General features: G+C 36.0%; 11 protein-coding genes. 3 read left to right on the forward strand and 8 right to left on the reverse strand.

Annotation, left to right across the window (positions count from 1 at the left end):
* Positions 1–87: 87 nt before the first annotated feature.
* Positions 88–2,838, reverse strand: coding sequence for a cation-translocating P-type ATPase (locus JP39_RS11035; protein ID WP_041500154.1), 2,751 nt, complete (start codon positions 2,836–2,838; stop codon positions 88–90).
* Between the two features lie 221 nt (positions 2,839–3,059).
* Here JP39_RS11035 and JP39_RS12700 point away from each other — a divergent pair, with 221 nt between their 5' ends.
* Both JP39_RS12700 and JP39_RS11040 read left to right on the forward strand, forming a co-directional pair.
* Complete coding sequence (locus JP39_RS12700; protein ID WP_169751887.1) at positions 3,060–3,224, forward strand: hypothetical protein; 165 nt, start codon at positions 3,060–3,062, stop codon at positions 3,222–3,224.
* Between the two features lie 280 nt (positions 3,225–3,504).
* Entirely contained in the window at positions 3,505–5,943 is a 2,439-nt protein-coding gene (locus tag JP39_RS11040) for a BspA family leucine-rich repeat surface protein (protein WP_041500153.1), read from the forward strand.
* A 43-nt stretch (positions 5,944–5,986) separates the two neighbouring features.
* On the opposite strand, the gene JP39_RS11045 is transcribed toward JP39_RS11040, so the two are convergent.
* The 6 genes from JP39_RS11045 to JP39_RS11070 form a co-directional block, all read right to left on the reverse strand.
* Positions 5,987–6,880 carry a YitT family protein gene (locus JP39_RS11045; RefSeq protein WP_041500151.1) on the reverse strand — a complete coding sequence of 298 codons (894 nt, stop codon included), beginning with the start codon at positions 6,878–6,880 and terminating at the stop codon, positions 5,987–5,989.
* Positions 6,881–7,141: 261 nt separating this feature from the next.
* A complete protein-coding gene (locus tag JP39_RS11050) occupies positions 7,142–8,380 on the reverse strand; it encodes a hypothetical protein (RefSeq protein WP_041500150.1) in 1,239 nt (412 codons plus the stop codon).
* A 227-nt stretch (positions 8,381–8,607) separates the two neighbouring features.
* The gene (locus JP39_RS11055) at positions 8,608–8,985 is read right to left on the reverse strand and encodes a hypothetical protein (RefSeq protein ID WP_041500148.1); all 378 of its coding nucleotides are present in this window, start codon (positions 8,983–8,985) and stop codon (positions 8,608–8,610) included.
* Between the two features lie 1,149 nt (positions 8,986–10,134).
* Positions 10,135–10,614, reverse strand: coding sequence for an IS200/IS605 family transposase (tnpA, locus tag JP39_RS11060; protein WP_041500146.1), 480 nt, complete (start codon positions 10,612–10,614; stop codon positions 10,135–10,137).
* A 260-nt stretch (positions 10,615–10,874) separates the two neighbouring features.
* Positions 10,875–11,981 carry a CAP domain-containing protein gene (locus JP39_RS11065; protein ID WP_041500145.1) on the reverse strand — a complete coding sequence of 369 codons (1,107 nt, stop codon included), beginning with the start codon at positions 11,979–11,981 and terminating at the stop codon, positions 10,875–10,877.
* A 44-nt stretch (positions 11,982–12,025) separates the two neighbouring features.
* A complete protein-coding gene (locus tag JP39_RS11070; RefSeq protein ID WP_041500144.1) occupies positions 12,026–13,036 on the reverse strand; it encodes a hypothetical protein in 1,011 nt (336 codons plus the stop codon).
* A gap of 489 nt (positions 13,037–13,525) precedes the next feature.
* Here JP39_RS11070 and JP39_RS11075 point away from each other — a divergent pair, with 489 nt between their 5' ends.
* Positions 13,526–13,870: a helix-turn-helix domain-containing protein gene (locus JP39_RS11075; RefSeq protein WP_041500142.1), complete on the forward strand. Its 345-nt coding sequence runs from the start codon at positions 13,526–13,528 to the stop codon at positions 13,868–13,870.
* A gap of 164 nt (positions 13,871–14,034) precedes the next feature.
* On the opposite strand, the gene guaA is transcribed toward JP39_RS11075, so the two are convergent.
* Positions 14,035–15,600 carry a glutamine-hydrolyzing GMP synthase gene (gene guaA / locus JP39_RS11080; RefSeq protein WP_041500140.1) on the reverse strand — a complete coding sequence of 522 codons (1,566 nt, stop codon included), beginning with the start codon at positions 15,598–15,600 and terminating at the stop codon, positions 14,035–14,037.
* Between the last annotated feature and the right edge of the window lie 14 nt (positions 15,601–15,614).

A 15,614-nucleotide genomic window follows, 5' to 3' on the forward strand; every position in this document is an offset into this window, starting at 1 on the left:
GCCAACACTGATTTACCAAGTGTTAGCAAGCTTTTTTCGATGCAGAATTTCATTTTATACTCATAAAGGATAATACATAAAACGGTTTTACTTAATTCTATTTTTCTTTAGCAATAATGCTTTAATTCCAGAAATCATGAACAATGGCACCGCTGGTAAAAATATCACTGCTAAGTATAATTTACCGTTCAAGCGGGCAGTTCCCATTACTTCATTAAAGAATGGCGCTATGGTTACCAGAATTGAACTTAACGCTGAGAAAGTTACTGCCATAATCAGCTTCGGATTGCTGAAGGGACTGCGGTGGAACAATGTTTTGGAACTTCTCGCATCAAATACATTCCACAATTGCCCGAATACTAACGTTAAGAAAGCTACCGTTTGGGCTTCTTCAACTCGCATGCCACTTTTAGCTGCCAAGATAAAGGCCACGAAAACCACTGCACCCATCGTAATTCCACGGACGATTATTCTTCTTAACATTCCGTCAGCCAAAATCGATTTATGCGTATCCCGAGGTGGCTCGCTCATAATATCTGATTCGGGAACGTCATATCCTAAGGCAAAAGATGGCAAGGCATCACTGATCATGTTTACCCACAAGACCATCAGCGCTGTTAATGTTGGCGTATTGCTGCTGACATTTCCAATATCATGCGTTATGAAAAGCAGGCCTAACATCAATGACAAAACTTCCGCGACATTAGTTGTTAATTCATGACGCATAAAATTTTTAATATTGGTAAATATCGTTCGCCCTGCTTCCACTGAATGTTCAATCGTAGTGAATTTATCATCCAGTAAAATCAAATCGGCTGAATCTTTGGTTACATCGGTTCCATTGATACCCATCGCAACCCCAATATCAGCTGCACGTAAAGCTGGAGCATCATTGACACCATCGCCAGTCATCGCAACCACTTCCCCATGACGTTGGAGCTGATTAACGATTCGCTGTTTGTGTTCCGGAGAAACTCGAGCGTATACCCGAATATCTTCGACTTTATTAAATAATTCATCATCAGTTAATTTATCAATTTGTTTTCCTTCCATAACTTGTGCGCCATCGTTAGAAATAATTCCTAATTTAGTGGCGATTGCAGCCGCAGTTTTGGCATGGTCACCCGTTATCATAACAACATTTATATCAGCGTTATGAAGTTTTTCAACGGATTGACGGACTTCTTCACGTGGCGGATCAATTATTCCAGCCAATCCTAACAGCATGATATTTTGTTCTAATTCTTCCATTGGTGCGTTGAGCGCTTGTTCTTCAGTAATAACTCGTTCGCCGACAGCCAAAGTTCTCAAAGCATCTTGAGCAAATTCAGTTATCTTTTCTTCAAATAAATCTCGGTCAGTCCCAGTTGCTGACTTGTTCAATAAGACATCCGGTGCACCTTTGGCCAAAATTTTAAATTCAGTACCACTTTTGATAACGACACTCATCATTTTTCTGGTGCTATCGAATGGAAAAACTTTCAAAATATCGTAATCCACTTCAGCCTTGCGATTCAATAAATCCTGTCTCTCTAATCCCGCTTTCAGGCCTAAAACTACCAGCGCAACATCAGTTGGATTGCCAAACGGAACATATTTTCCATTAGGATTTTTCGAAACATTAGCTTCATTATTTAAAATACTCGCAATGATGAATTGCCTCGCCGAATCAACTTCAGTTTTCAGTGTTATGTCACCTAAAGGATCATAGCCACGACCTTCAACTTCAAAATCCACGCCATTTGCGAAAAATCTGGTTACGGTCATTTCATTTTTTGTTAAAGTTCCCGTTTTATCTGAGGCAATAAACGTTGTCGATCCTAGAGTTTCAACGCTATTCAGTGACTTTATCAAACCTTTGCTCTTGGTCAGAACAGTTGCTCCAATCGTTAAAACAATCGACAAAACTGCGGGTAAAGCATCGGGAATTGCAGCCACTGCTAAGGCAATTGCAGTAGATAAAATGGCTGTGAAACTAGTGAACGAAAAAGTTCCAGTCGTCAGCCAAATTTTCAACGAACCGGTAACTAATGTGAACAACACCACTCCCCCAGCGACGTACATCAACTTGCGAGTTAGTTCATTAACCGTCTTTTCGATAGGGGTTTTGGAGTCCGGCGTATCGTTCAACAATCCAGCAATTTTGCCCAATTCAGTATCCATACCCGTAGCAACGACAACTGCATAGCCATTTCCATTGGTCACGGTCGAACCCGAGTAACCCATATTGGTGCGGTCACCCAAGTCCGTGTCTTCTGAAAGTGCTTCGATAGTTTTATTTATAGGATCAGATTCACCCGTCAAATGTGATTCAAGCACCTGTAATTCTGAAACCTTGAACCAACGAACATCTGCTTCGATGAAATCGCCCATTTTTACTCCGATAATGTCACCGGGAACCAATAAATTTGCCGAAATTTTCTCCCAGTCACCATCCCGAAAAACTGAAACTTGGTGGTCATTCATCTTCTTGAGACTATCCAAGGATTTTCGAGCGCTGACAGTCTGCCAGACGGATAATCCGCTGTTGATCAATATTAAAATCAGAATGGCAATTGCTTCATAAAACGAAGACATCGCATGTTTCAAGTCCCCATTACTGCTCAAATCATAAACTCCACTGATAACCGATAATAAAATTGCTAATAATAAAATAATTACGAGTGGCTCTTTAAAACTATGAATAAATATTTTCCAAATCGGCGTGGGTGGATCTTTTTGAATCTCATTTGGTCCCTGTTTTTCTAACCTCAATCGAGCTTCTTTGTTAGTTAATCCAGTATGACGACTGGACTTCAATTCCTTTAATACAGTATCTTTAGTCTGGTTGTAAAACATCTCCACGCCTCCTTTAATTTGGCATACTTCTATAAGTGTCTCCTAATAGTTTAACAAATATTTTTGTAAGGCTCGAAACATACGACTTAGAATTTATAAATATATTCTCTAAATATTGAATAAAATATATTGTTATTGTTATAAATAGTAGCCGCTACATATAACTGTTAAACTTAACCTCATATATACAAGTAACTTAAATTCGAATATGGAGAAAAATTATGACTAATTTAATCGCCAGTGGATTCCTGTTTGTCGGTGGAGCAATCATCATGAACGTGTCGCAATTCGGCAAAATTGTACCTATTATGGGCGGTGTTTGCGCATTGCTCGGGGTGGGCCTTTTGTTGTATCACTTGTTTGCTGAAAAATCTTGGGAGAAATAAATAAGAGCTTTAATATTTGATACCTCCTTACTAAAAAATCCGTATTATGCTCACAAAATTACACGAAGTGAGTATAATACGGATTTTTTTATTGAGGTTAATGAAACGATCTTCATCTTAACATCATAATTTTTCTACAATATTAGTTTAATAATAACGGAATGAAAGTTTATTAAATTAATTTAGATTGACAATAATTTTATTAATTAATCATCCAAAAAAGTGCTAAATTGAAGGTATGTAGAATTGGTTTTGGGCAATTCACACAGGGGGAATAATTATGAGGTTTGAGCAATTGAAACGTGCTTCAAATACTATTGTTAGGAAAAAGCTCTATAAATCAGGTAAAAATTGGGTAGTAATGTCGAGTTTGGCATTTGTTGGTGGACTTGCTCTTTTGGGGTCTTCACAGATTAATATCGTTAAGGCTGATGTTGCTTCTGATTCTGATACTGAACAGCAGGAACAAGTAAATACTGATGATACTAAGATACAAAGTAGTTCTGCTGGAGCTACAGGTGATGAAACCTCAGGTAACACTGAGGATAACCGTCAAGGTATTGTTAATGGTGGTAACACTACTCCATCGAACGAAAAAAATGCTAACGCTAGTGAACCAGCAGACAGTGCCTATGACAAGACACCCACTGAACCTAGCCAGACTTATGAGGCACCCGCAACAACAAGTGGCAATATTATAGCTACTTCAAACACGGATAAAAACACTGAACCTACAACAACTTCAAGTGACATAGACAGTGGTGACGGGTGGAGAATTGATAGCAATCATGCCCTTCATTTCACATCTTCAAATACTGAGCTTAGTGGTGATCCTAACAATGGCTGGCAAGCCGATCAATATCACGTCGGTCCAGATGCAATCACCTCAATAAGCTTTGATGATAGAGTGACTGCAGGCAGTAGTTTAAACGGATTGTTCCAAGGCCTTACAGCAATTAAATCAATTAGTGGACTAAATAACTTAGATACTAGTAAAACTACTGATTTTAGTTCTATGTTCGTTGGTTGTCAGAACTTAGAAACTGCGGATGTTTCTGGATTGCGTACTTCAGCAGGAACTAATTTTAGTGACATGTTTGCTTCATGTTCTAAATTACAGTCTGTCGATATATCTAAGTGGGATTTATCTCACGGTACTAACTTTATAGCTATGTTTGCTGGTTGTACTTCATTAAAGTCTATCGATTTATCTAACTGGGACATGTCAAAGCTAGGTTCTGCTAATTATGGTGGTCTACTTGGCGGAACATCTTTGCAGTCACTAAAATTAGGCTCAAAAGATAAACTAGACGGCTCTATCGGTCTACAAGATCCTGAAACATCGAATGATTCCATTAAAGGCGGTTGGACTTCTGATGACTATAAGACAACCGATAATCCTAATGGCCTTTATAATAGTGCGGCACTCGAAGGGGATGGCCCCAATCCTAGCCTCTATGATGGTGTTAACGGTAAGGCAACTACTTGGCAAACATATCCTAAATTCGTTAATTTTAAGGTGCAGTATGTTGATGATTCTGATCCTAAGAATCCAATAACTTATACCGATCCCACAACCTACTCAGCACGTGCTGGCTCTTCATTTACTCTTAACCAATATTTACCTGGATATAACGCGATTGACGGGAGTTTAACTGGTACAGTTCCTTCAGAAAATGGGGATGTTATTACTTATCAAACTAAGCTTACCCCATGGGCCCCAGTCAATCTAAAAATACAAGAGAGTTATCTAGATGGCCACAAAACAAATTATGTTCAAATGCCATTGACTGTTTATACTCTTTTAAACAGCTACGATTACTCTTCAAAATTATTGAATGATGGCAAAGAATGGGCTGATGTCGATCTGGATAAATCAAAAGTTTTATATAATAGTCCCAGCGGTCCAACATTTACTGAAAAAATAAACGATTTTAAAGAATTCAAAATATCCTCAATTAACGACCTTATAAATGTGATTTTGTCTCACTCTATTGCCAATCCATATGATGAATCCGGTTCTAGGATTCTGGTAAATCCTAATTTTGCTGGAGGTTATTTTGGATTTGATATTGTTTATAAAAAAGGCGGAGTCATCCCTACCAGACCAATCCACAGTGATTCCACACCATCTTCAACAATCACAGACTTTAACCAAAACGTCGCAACCTTCGGTGATAGACCAGCCGTTCAGGTATACAATACTGAAGGCAATACGATTGATGAGACCGTTGCACCTGATGTCGATTGGCATAGCGATAAAAAGATGTTGCTAAATGGAATAACCTATTACAGTCTGGCAACCGACAAGTGTGTTAAATCTTCCGATGCCTATATATTCTTCGCCAATAGCGCCGATGTTAGAACCTATCAAGGCAATTACGTTCAATTAACCGACGGCAATAATGGCAAGATTCTCAGTCGTGAATTACAAGCTGGTAGCGATTGGTATACCGATCGAATTGCAATGTTTGATGGTGAAAAATACTACCGTGTAGCTACAAGTGAATTTGTTAAAGCACCTGCAGTTTATGAATACAAAGCTGAGCCACGTGTTGTTAAGACTAATAAAAATACTGTTGTTTATGATGAATTAGGAAATACTGTTGACCTACATTTACCATTTTCTGAGTATAAGTCTGATATTGCCGTAAATATTAATGGTAATACGTATTATCGTATAGCCACTAACCTCTTTGTTCGTGCAGACAATATCTAAAAAAGCCTCTAAGCCATTACGGTTTAGAGGTTTTCTAATCTAATTATTTATGCAAACTAATGTGATATCTCTTCCGTTGATAACTAAATCCTTCACCGATTACTTCATGAGCATCAAGCACAGTAACAAAAGCTTTGGAATCAACAGATTTAATTAGCTGCTTTAATTGGGGCACTTCACGCGGTTGAATCATCAGATAAATAACTTTCTTCTCATCATTTTGATAACCACCTTCAGCGTTCAAATACGTCCAGCCACGCTCAAGCGTAATATCAATTAACTGCGTAATTTCTTCATATTTGTCAGAAATAATGAACAAGGCTTTGGCACGATTGGGACCTTCTTGCACAAAATCAATCATTCTTGCCAAAATGAAACTAACAATTAACGAATACATAATGTGATAAAAATCCAAGTATGATAGCGATAAAAATAATACAATATAATCCATAATTAAAATGCCTTTGCCAGACGAAATACCATATTTTTTTTGACTAACACGGGCGATGATATCACTACCACCAGTCGTTCCGTTATAGCGAAAAACTAGTCCAATGCCGAGTCCAGATAATACACCCGCAGCAAGGGATGATAACAATAAATCATGTTTTAATGGTAACGGTTTAATTATAGATTGATGCGACCAAAGTATTAAAAATAATGACAAACAAAGCGTGCCATAAAGCGTATAGAACATAACACGCTTGCCTAGAAATCGAAATCCAATTAATATCAGTGGAATATTTAGCACTAATGTACTTACACCAAGATTAATATGAAGAAAATATCGAATGATCAAAGTAATACCACTTAATCCCCCGTCAGCTAGGCCATTTGGAATGGAAATCATATCCAAACTGAAGGCATAGATGGCACATCCTAGGGTAATCATTAATAGTTCCAAACTATTATATTTGGTCCACCACTTAAAATTCATATTTTTCCCTCCAATATAATAATTTTTTTGCTATTAATATTAAGTTTACCTTACGCTTTCCTTTATTATATTACTATCCTCTAAATCTATTTTCCAAAATAAGTCTCATTCACGATTTTCATACAGTAAATTACTACCCAAGTATACGTTAATCCCTTGGTTTTACACCTATATAAAAGTAATTAAGATTAATTTCAGCATGAAAAAAACACCTCTAAACGAGATGTCTTTTCAATTATTTAAAACTTAATCAACTCTGTATTATCCTAACTCATTTAATCTTCCCAATTGATCAATATATTTATTAAACTTACTTTCGATGAACAATCTAGCTGAAACATCATCTTTCACTACACCATCTAACAATGAAAACAGTTTAAAAATACTTATAGTATTATCAACGACATCAATATTATTTTTCAAAGCCTCAAATTTATCTTTATAACCCGTTAATAATTGGCTTGTCGAACCAGATAAATCCCTAAATATGGTAAAGAGTACCTGCTCTGTCACCTTATGATTTAAACTTGCATTTCTGACGGCATTAATTACACCATCAGTTAATTCATTTAATCCGTCCAGTTTTTTTAATTCACCAGTAATCTTATCAGATTTCCATCCATGATCAATTTTTAAGATTTCCTTACTGATTGCAGAAACGTGATGTTTCCCATCATTAATCTTATAAACAAAATTGAATCTGACACTTCCATCTGATATTTCACTATTTGATATATTCACCCCTGTACTAATGGAAATATTTCCACTAAGTTTTTTCTTTTCAGACGATATTAATGTAAGGTTCATTTTTGAATCTGTGATATTAAATTTATCAACATAAAATTTTTCATGTCTTTGAACGCTATAATTTTCCATCATTGCAAGGGCAATATATAAAACAATATTATTGTCATATAATTTGTATCTATCACTTGTCACCACCGCTCTAAGGTAAGCTTCCCCTTCATATTCTATTAGCCGAAATCTAAATGTCTTTTCTGGTTCTTTACTCTTAACGATATCTAAATTACTTTTAACCATATCTTCGGCACCTAATTCTAATGAGAAGTTTGCAAACTTATTTATTTTAAAAATCTTATCTAAAAAGTCTTCTGATCCATTGTATATTGTTTTGGCAGTATACGCATGTTCACCCTCATCCGAATTAATATCAACCTTAATTTCATACTTACTAGTACTAGTATCTCTGTAAAACTCTACTTGGCCAATATCCTTAACACTGATAATTTGATCATATTTGTGTAACTTAATTTTATTAAAAGAATCTAATACTTCTTTAGATCCAATTATAGATAATTTATCATTAATTCCATCTAACGGTACATTATCTTGAACTTTATTCTGAAAATCTTTTTGCTTCTCTTTTTCTGTAAAGTTATTTTGAACTGTTCCTTCACTAATCAATCGCAAAACTGATTTAATGCTTGCAGCTTCAGTCAATTGTTCTTTATTTAAGTTGTCTTCAATTAAATTTTTCATATGTTTTCTCCTTGATATAGAATAAGTTTTGGTCCTATATATCTCGAAGAAATTATTAAGTTTTTAATACCAAAAAAAACACCCCCATTTATTTAGATACAGCAAATAACCTAAACAAATGGGGGTTCATTTTCAGCAAAAATTTGTTATAATTACTAAAGGTTACGTGAATTCCCATTCAGGGCATTTGCCATAAGTCCGATAAGCTGCCACTTATCGGGCTTTTTTTATTTGATAGTCTGGGCCTCATTTAAATTAAAGAGTAGTTCATTATCTTCCATGAAATACTTGCCTTCAATCTTGTATGTATGTTCATCAGTATTCCAACTCATCATTTCTTCAAACCTTTGAATAAGATCTTTATAATTCCATCGTGCCATTACAAGCTTACGATCTTCCTTATAAAAGGGCGCAGCATCCGGATTGCTTTCTTCAGAGGGCTTTATTAAAATTGCCTTTTTTTCAACATCCATGAGTAGTTCAGCATACTTTGGTTTATTTAATCTAATCACTGCTGTTCGGCTAAATGATATTCCTGACTTAGCAACTGTCATTGTTGGTAGCCCATTTGATAGGCTATATACTTTAAAATTACTAGTGTCCATTTCACCACTCCTATCTTAATTGCATTATATATTTAGTGTCGTATTTTGTCAACTAAAACTTTTTTTATTCTCTTTTTTGAATCATTTTACTTTTTAGATAATCGCTTTTCAGTGTTTAAGCAAGCAGCTGTCTTTAGTATTCTTCTACTTTTTTATCTTAATATGTTCCTTGAATGAGATTCATTTAACTCCTTAATTAAGATATAGTGGGCTATCCTATTGGTTTTAATATAATAAAATATTATTAGAGATATATCTTATTAGACAATAGTAAATACAAATCTTGTACTCTTTAGTGACAATATTGGAAGCATATAATATGCTGGGTAAAACATCATATAAAAACAATTAAAAAATAGAAAGTAAGTATTTCTATATAAATAAAACATAGAATAAAAAAACAGAGTCCATCTTTAAAGTGCTTTAATTTTGCTATAAATACGGCTTTACTATTTTGGGTATTAATAAATAATTAATACCTTTTATGCGTTTTATTAAGATTTACGTAATAGCACCTGTCCCAAAGAAAAGAGCAACAATATTCTAAAATGATTTTGTATTTTGTGTACCCAGCGTAAAAACAATATAATTAAAAACATTTTAGTGGGTGATTCAATAATCAAAGAATACGTTATTTTGAAGTACATTAAAACAATGATTACAACATTAATGGTTGTCTAAAGTGCGATAGAAACAAATTTATAAAAAGGGTAGGTACACTACTACAATTGTTCACCAGGAGAAATCATTGGTAATATAAAATAGCTTAAACACAATCGCCACAGGCTTAGAAACATTGATCACATGCTTAAAAAAGTAAAACTAATTTATGTATAAAAAGAAACTGTGACATAACTCAAGATTGAAAAAGCCCAAGTACAGAAACGTTTGGATTCTGTACTTGGGCTTTTCCTATTTAATAAGATTAATGGAGCCGTGACGAAAGTACCTTTCAGGTTCAAAATCATACATCAATACGACTTGACAAAGAACCTCAGTTAAAAGGCATTAATAGAAAATAATAATAAAAACCACCCGTAAAACGGGTGGCTTTCTCTGAGGCTATAAGCCTCCATCACTAGCCAGCGCCTTAAGACGCTGGCTTTTGTATATCAAAGCCAAATTGCTCTTACCACTGTTGCTTCCGCTTTAAGCGGTATTCGTACTACTTACGGGACCCTTAAAAGGGTCCTCATATTCATGAGATATCAATTTATCCGTGACCATATCTTTCTTTTCCTGATCACGGATGTATTTTTGTATAGTTGCTTCATTCATTCCTACAGTCGTTACGTAATACCCTTCTGCCCAAAAATGTCTGTTTCCAAATTTATATTTCAAATTTGTATGCTTATCAAACATCATCAATGCACTTTTTCCTTTTAGATATCCCATAAAACTTGCAACACTTATTTTAGGTAGAATACTTAACAACAAATGCACATGATCAGGCATCATATGACCCTCGATTATTTCAACACCTTTATATTTACAAAGCAATTTTATATAGTCTTGTAAATCACGTCGATATTGATTATATATTATTTTTCTCCTATACTTTGGAATGAATACGATATGGTACTTACACATCCATTTGGTATGTGCAAGACTATTGAGCTTATTCGCCACGATAGACGTCTCCTTTGTTTTTAAAATGTTTGGCTTCGACACCTACGTTTTAAAACTTATGGGGGCGTTTTCGCATAACGAATTAATGCCCACCCGCTATGCGGGTTTTTTTTTGTTTCGCACGCTTATGCGCACTCAACCGAACCTAAAAGCATAAAATAAAAAAGCCTGAACTTTTGTCGAGTTCAGGTCGAATGTGTTTGTAACCAGCAAACACGGTGATGCAATGTTCGAACTAAGTGTTGTTTGGTTGGTGATGATTAGCCAGCAAAGTCTTCTGCAATATATACTGTGCTATCTGATTCTACGTATACACCAATACCAACCTTGTTAGCTTTTGGATCTAGAACACCAGTGTAGTGAGTCCAGTTTGTTGTACTGCCTTCGCCTTCACCTTTAAAGTTATCCATTACTAGATTTGCATATCCAGTTGCTGTTTGTTCGTTTTTTGGTAATTGGTTCCAAGGACTTAGGAATAAGTTCTCTCCACGAGCTGCATATGATGGTGCAACTTGTTTCAATTCTGCATACCAGTGATTGCCATCAGCACGGATGTGTGAGAAGTTTGTAACGCTTTCTTGTGCACGTTTCATGGCAATGTTAGTCAATGTTGAATCAAGTGCTACTGGTGCTGTACCTTTTGTAGCTCTTGCGTCATTAATTGATTTGAGAATTGCTTGTTGAATAGCTTGGGTACTTGCAACTGGTTGGTTTTGACCATTTGATGATGATCCTGTATCAGTGCCAGTTGAAGGTTGTGATGGTGTTACAGGAGTTCCTGTACCGAGGTCGCCATTACCAACTTTAATCACTGTGAAGTCTGTGTTAGTACCAAAGTCAGCGATGTATGTTGGATTTGTCATTGGGTGGTTGTAAGCCATCAAGGCTGCATCAGCATATTCGTGAGTTGATACTTGTACAAATTCTTGGTTGTTCTTGTTACGGATGAACTTACCGATTTGCCATGATGAATTTTTAGCAAGTGAGCGGTTTGCCATCTTGTTTGTGTCATCACGATAAAGTGATAGTGGTGCAAAGGCTGCCTTACCAATTTGTTTTGATGAGTTAGCGTCAGCGCCCATGATTGATGAGTCAGAAGCCTTCAAGTATTCGTTAGTTGAAACTTGATACATTGTTACGCCGTTGATATTTGAGATCTTACCAACTTGCCATGATGTGTTAGGTGCTAGAGCACGATTCTTAACTAGTGAGCCATTTTGAGTATATAGTCTTGCTGTTACACCTTGATGTACGGTTGCGACTGTGGCAGCATCTGCTGTACTTTCTGTTTGATTTAATGCGAAGACTCCTGTTGTTGCCATTGCTAATGCAGCTACAATAGCTGCTGATTTTCCTGTAAATTTCATGACATATTTTCTCCTTTAAATTTTGCTGCGGTGCAGCGTTTAATTTATTTAGCTAATACTGCTTTTTGCTTATCATTTTGGGCTTTTGTTAGAATATGACTACCGCCATCAGATGTGATCGTATATCCGATATAACGGGATTTATAAATTTTTTGACTTGTGGGATCACCAATGGCTAAATCTTTATCCCACTCATAATTTCCATAAACACCCTTTGTTATTTCTGAATAACTGTTACCAAATAATTTCTGATAAATTGCATAACCTTCAGAATCCATTTGTTTTATTTCCGACTTATATTTTGCAAAATCGGCATCATCATTATCGTTGCCGATTCCATACACAGCTTCACTGTCAATTTCACTTAATTTCCCGCCGTAATCACCGGTACTAGCGTAACTAAGTAACTTAAAAGTATCAGCTTTATTTTCCTTTGCTATTTTATATGTATTATCGGTAGCCTTATTGGAATTAAATAAATCAATTGCCGTGTATTTGATCTTCTGATTTACTATCTTATTACCAGAATTATCTGTGTAGTTCTTAACCGAAATGTCTTGGGACTTAGGTTCGCGATATGTGGAGTTCTCTATATGCTTAATAATAGCTTTCCCAAACCCACTATCAGTGCCTTCCTCCCCATCATTTTTTGTTGGTTGCATAGCTAATCTATTTAAGTTAGCTCCCTGAGCTGACGTACCATCTTGAGGATTCTCTTTATCCTCAGCTTCATCATATGTAGGATAAATATTAATAATTTTATCCTGACGACGGTCAATAGTTTCTCCACTGTCCTTTTTTGGACCAGACAAATAATATATTGAAATATCACCATCGGCGACTGCCTGAGCTCCCTTATTAAAATCAGCCTCTTGACCTACGCTAGGTTTACCTTTTTGATAATTTTTAATTTCTTGAATAGCACCAGTAGTGGAGTATTTCTTATCTTGGCTTTTAGCCAATTTAATAGTATCAGAATCACTCATAGAGCTTAGCTTACCTAAAGTAACGTTACCGTCAAAGATTTGGAACGCTTGAGTTTTACCATTCTTCATTACAAAAATAGTGCTAACGATATCATCCTTAGTAATCTCTCCACTTTAAGACCAAGTTTGAACCCATACATGTGTTCCAGATCCTTTTGCCTGCTGTACAAAAGACACATTCTTAGGGGTAGCTATGCTACCTCCATTTTGTGTGCTCTCGTTCCAGCGAAAACTAGGATAATAGCAACAATAACACCGATTATTACCCACGTTTTCTTCTTATTACTACCTTCAAAATATTGTTTCATTAACTTCCCCCTTATGATTGATAATTCCCTAAAAAGCCAAGTACATCTCCTTATAACAATATTTTTCCTTATATTCAGTAATCGATTAAATTATACGTCAAGATTCGTAGAAATAGAACCATATTTATAGCATTCCAATTAGAACATGTTTCGTAAGTATTCATTTGATAACATTCGAATAAGAACTTATAACGTTATCTTTTCTTCATTAACCTTTACCTTAGTATTTAAAAAGTAAAGAGGTCACGAAATGAAAGATAATGTAGGTGGTAACATTGCTCGTGAGCGCCACAACCAAAATATGACCCAAGAGCAGCTTGCCGAATTTAGTGATCTTACGATTAACTACTTATCTAAGATCGAAAGAGGTACTACAAAACGATTAAGTGCTAATACACTTAATAAGATTGCTAAAGCTTTAGGCGTAACTATGGATTCACTGATGAACGGGGAAAATATAAAATCATCAGAAAAAGTTGGTCCAAATTTAAGGCAGTTAAACAATTTTTTAAATAAAGCAAAACCTGAACAGGCAGAGCAATTAAGTAAACGAGTGTTGGAAGTTATAAAGATTAGTCAAAAAATAGATAATTAAGTGCATCAAAAAAGCCCTGACATCAACTGTCAGAGCTTTATTTTTTTATAATAATTTTGGCTGGGTTTTGGCTGGGAACCATGTTATTTTACATGATTTTTGCCATTAGTACCGCGTCAAGAAGCCTGAATTACCGGGATTCGTCTTCAAGTTATATTGGCTACTTATTCCCACTCAATAGTAGCTGGTGGCTTGCTCGTAATATCATAAACTACACGGTTGACGTGATCAACTTCGTTTACGATTCTAACCGAGATCTTTTGCAATACATCCCAAGGGATTTGTGCAAAGTCAGCTGTCATACCATCGATTGAAGTAACGGCACGAATTCCGATTGTATAATCGTAAGTTCTACCATCACCCATAACACCAACTGAACGAATTCCGGGTAATACTGTAAAGTATTGCCAGATTTTTTCGTCTAAGCCGTTTTTAGCGATTTCGTCACGGAGAACCCAGTCACTATCGCGAACGATTTGTAACTTATCTTCGGTAACTTCACCGATAACACGGATTCCAAGGCCGGGACCTGGGAATGGTTGACGCCAAACTAGGTCATGTGGCATACCTAGTTTTTCACCAAGTTCACGAACTTCATCTTTGAACAATGTTCTCAATGGTTCGATCAACTTGAATTGCATATCTTCTGGAAGTCCACCAACATTGTGGTGAGATTTGATTGTTTGAGCAGTACTTGTACCACTTTCGATAACGTCTGTATAAAGTGTTCCTTGGGCTAGAAAGTCGATTCCATCCAACTTTGTAGCTTCATCGTTAAACACTTGGATAAATTCGTTACCAATAATCTTACGTTTCTTTTCTGGATCAGTTACACCAGCAAGTTTGTCTAGGAAACGTTTTTGAGCATCAACTTTGATAATGTTCAAACCAAACTTACCTTTCAAACTATCCATAACTTGATCTGCTTCGTTCTTACGTAGCAAACCATGATCAACGAAGATACTTGTCAATTGAGTACCAATGGCTTTGTGTAACAAAACACCAACAACTGAAGAGTCGACACCACCAGATAGTCCAAGAAGAACCTTCTTGTCTCCGACAGTTTCACGAATCTTAGCAATTTGTTGATCGATGAAATCAGTCATTGACCAGTTAGCTTCTGCTTCACACACATCAAAAGCAAAATGCTTCAAGATATCCAAACCGAATTCAGTGTTTCTAACTTCGGCATGGAATTGAACACCGTACATCTTCTTTTCGTCATTAGCGATTGAAGAAATAGGCGCATTCTTACTTGTAGCAACAACTTTGAATCCTTCAGGTGCTTCTCTTACAAGGTCACCATGACTCATCCAAACATATTGCTTTTCTGGTAAGCCTTTAAATAATACAGAATCTGTATCTTTAACGGTAATGTCAGCACGTCCGTATTCACGGTTATCAGCTGATTCAACTTTTCCGCCAAGGTTATAAGACATCAATTGCATACCGTAACAAATACCAAGGATAGGAATTCCTAGCTTGTAAATGTCTTGGTCGAGTGTAAAGGCATCCTTATCGTAGACACTCATTGGTCCACCAGAAAGGATAATACCCTTAGGATTGATTTCTTTAACTTCTGCAGCAGTAATAGTATTTGGTAATAATTCAGAGTAAATACCAATATCTCTGATTCGACGAGTAATCAACTGATTGTATTGACTACCGTAGTCTAGAACGATGATGCTATCAGCATCAGGCCATTGCTTGCTCAAATCAATTTCCCCCATTTTTTTTATTTATT

The sequence above is a fragment of the Companilactobacillus heilongjiangensis genome, assembly GCF_000831645.3.
Classification (GTDB): domain Bacteria; phylum Bacillota; class Bacilli; order Lactobacillales; family Lactobacillaceae; genus Companilactobacillus; species Companilactobacillus heilongjiangensis.

Excerpts from the sequence above, each read along its gene's own strand:
- JP39_RS11075 (WP_041500142.1), top strand. The coding sequence starts at position 13,526 with ATGAAAGATAATGTAGGTGGTAACATTGCTCGTGAGCGCCACAACCAA.
- JP39_RS11065 (WP_041500145.1), bottom strand. The coding sequence starts at position 11,981 with ATGAAATTTACAGGAAAATCAGCAGCTATTGTAGCTGCATTAGCAATG.
- JP39_RS11040 (WP_041500153.1), top strand. The coding sequence starts at position 3,505 with ATGAGGTTTGAGCAATTGAAACGTGCTTCAAATACTATTGTTAGGAAA.
- JP39_RS11035 (WP_041500154.1), bottom strand. The coding sequence starts at position 2,838 with ATGTTTTACAACCAGACTAAAGATACTGTATTAAAGGAATTGAAGTCC.
- guaA (WP_041500140.1), bottom strand. The coding sequence starts at position 15,600 with ATGGGGGAAATTGATTTGAGCAAGCAATGGCCTGATGCTGATAGCATC.
- JP39_RS11045 (WP_041500151.1), bottom strand. The coding sequence starts at position 6,880 with ATGAATTTTAAGTGGTGGACCAAATATAATAGTTTGGAACTATTAATG.
- JP39_RS11050 (WP_041500150.1), bottom strand. The coding sequence starts at position 8,380 with ATGAAAAATTTAATTGAAGACAACTTAAATAAAGAACAATTGACTGAA.
- JP39_RS11055 (WP_041500148.1), bottom strand. The coding sequence starts at position 8,985 with ATGGACACTAGTAATTTTAAAGTATATAGCCTATCAAATGGGCTACCA.
- JP39_RS12700 (WP_169751887.1), top strand. The coding sequence starts at position 3,060 with ATGACTAATTTAATCGCCAGTGGATTCCTGTTTGTCGGTGGAGCAATC.
- JP39_RS11070 (WP_041500144.1), bottom strand. The coding sequence starts at position 13,036 with ATGAAGAATGGTAAAACTCAAGCGTTCCAAATCTTTGACGGTAACGTT.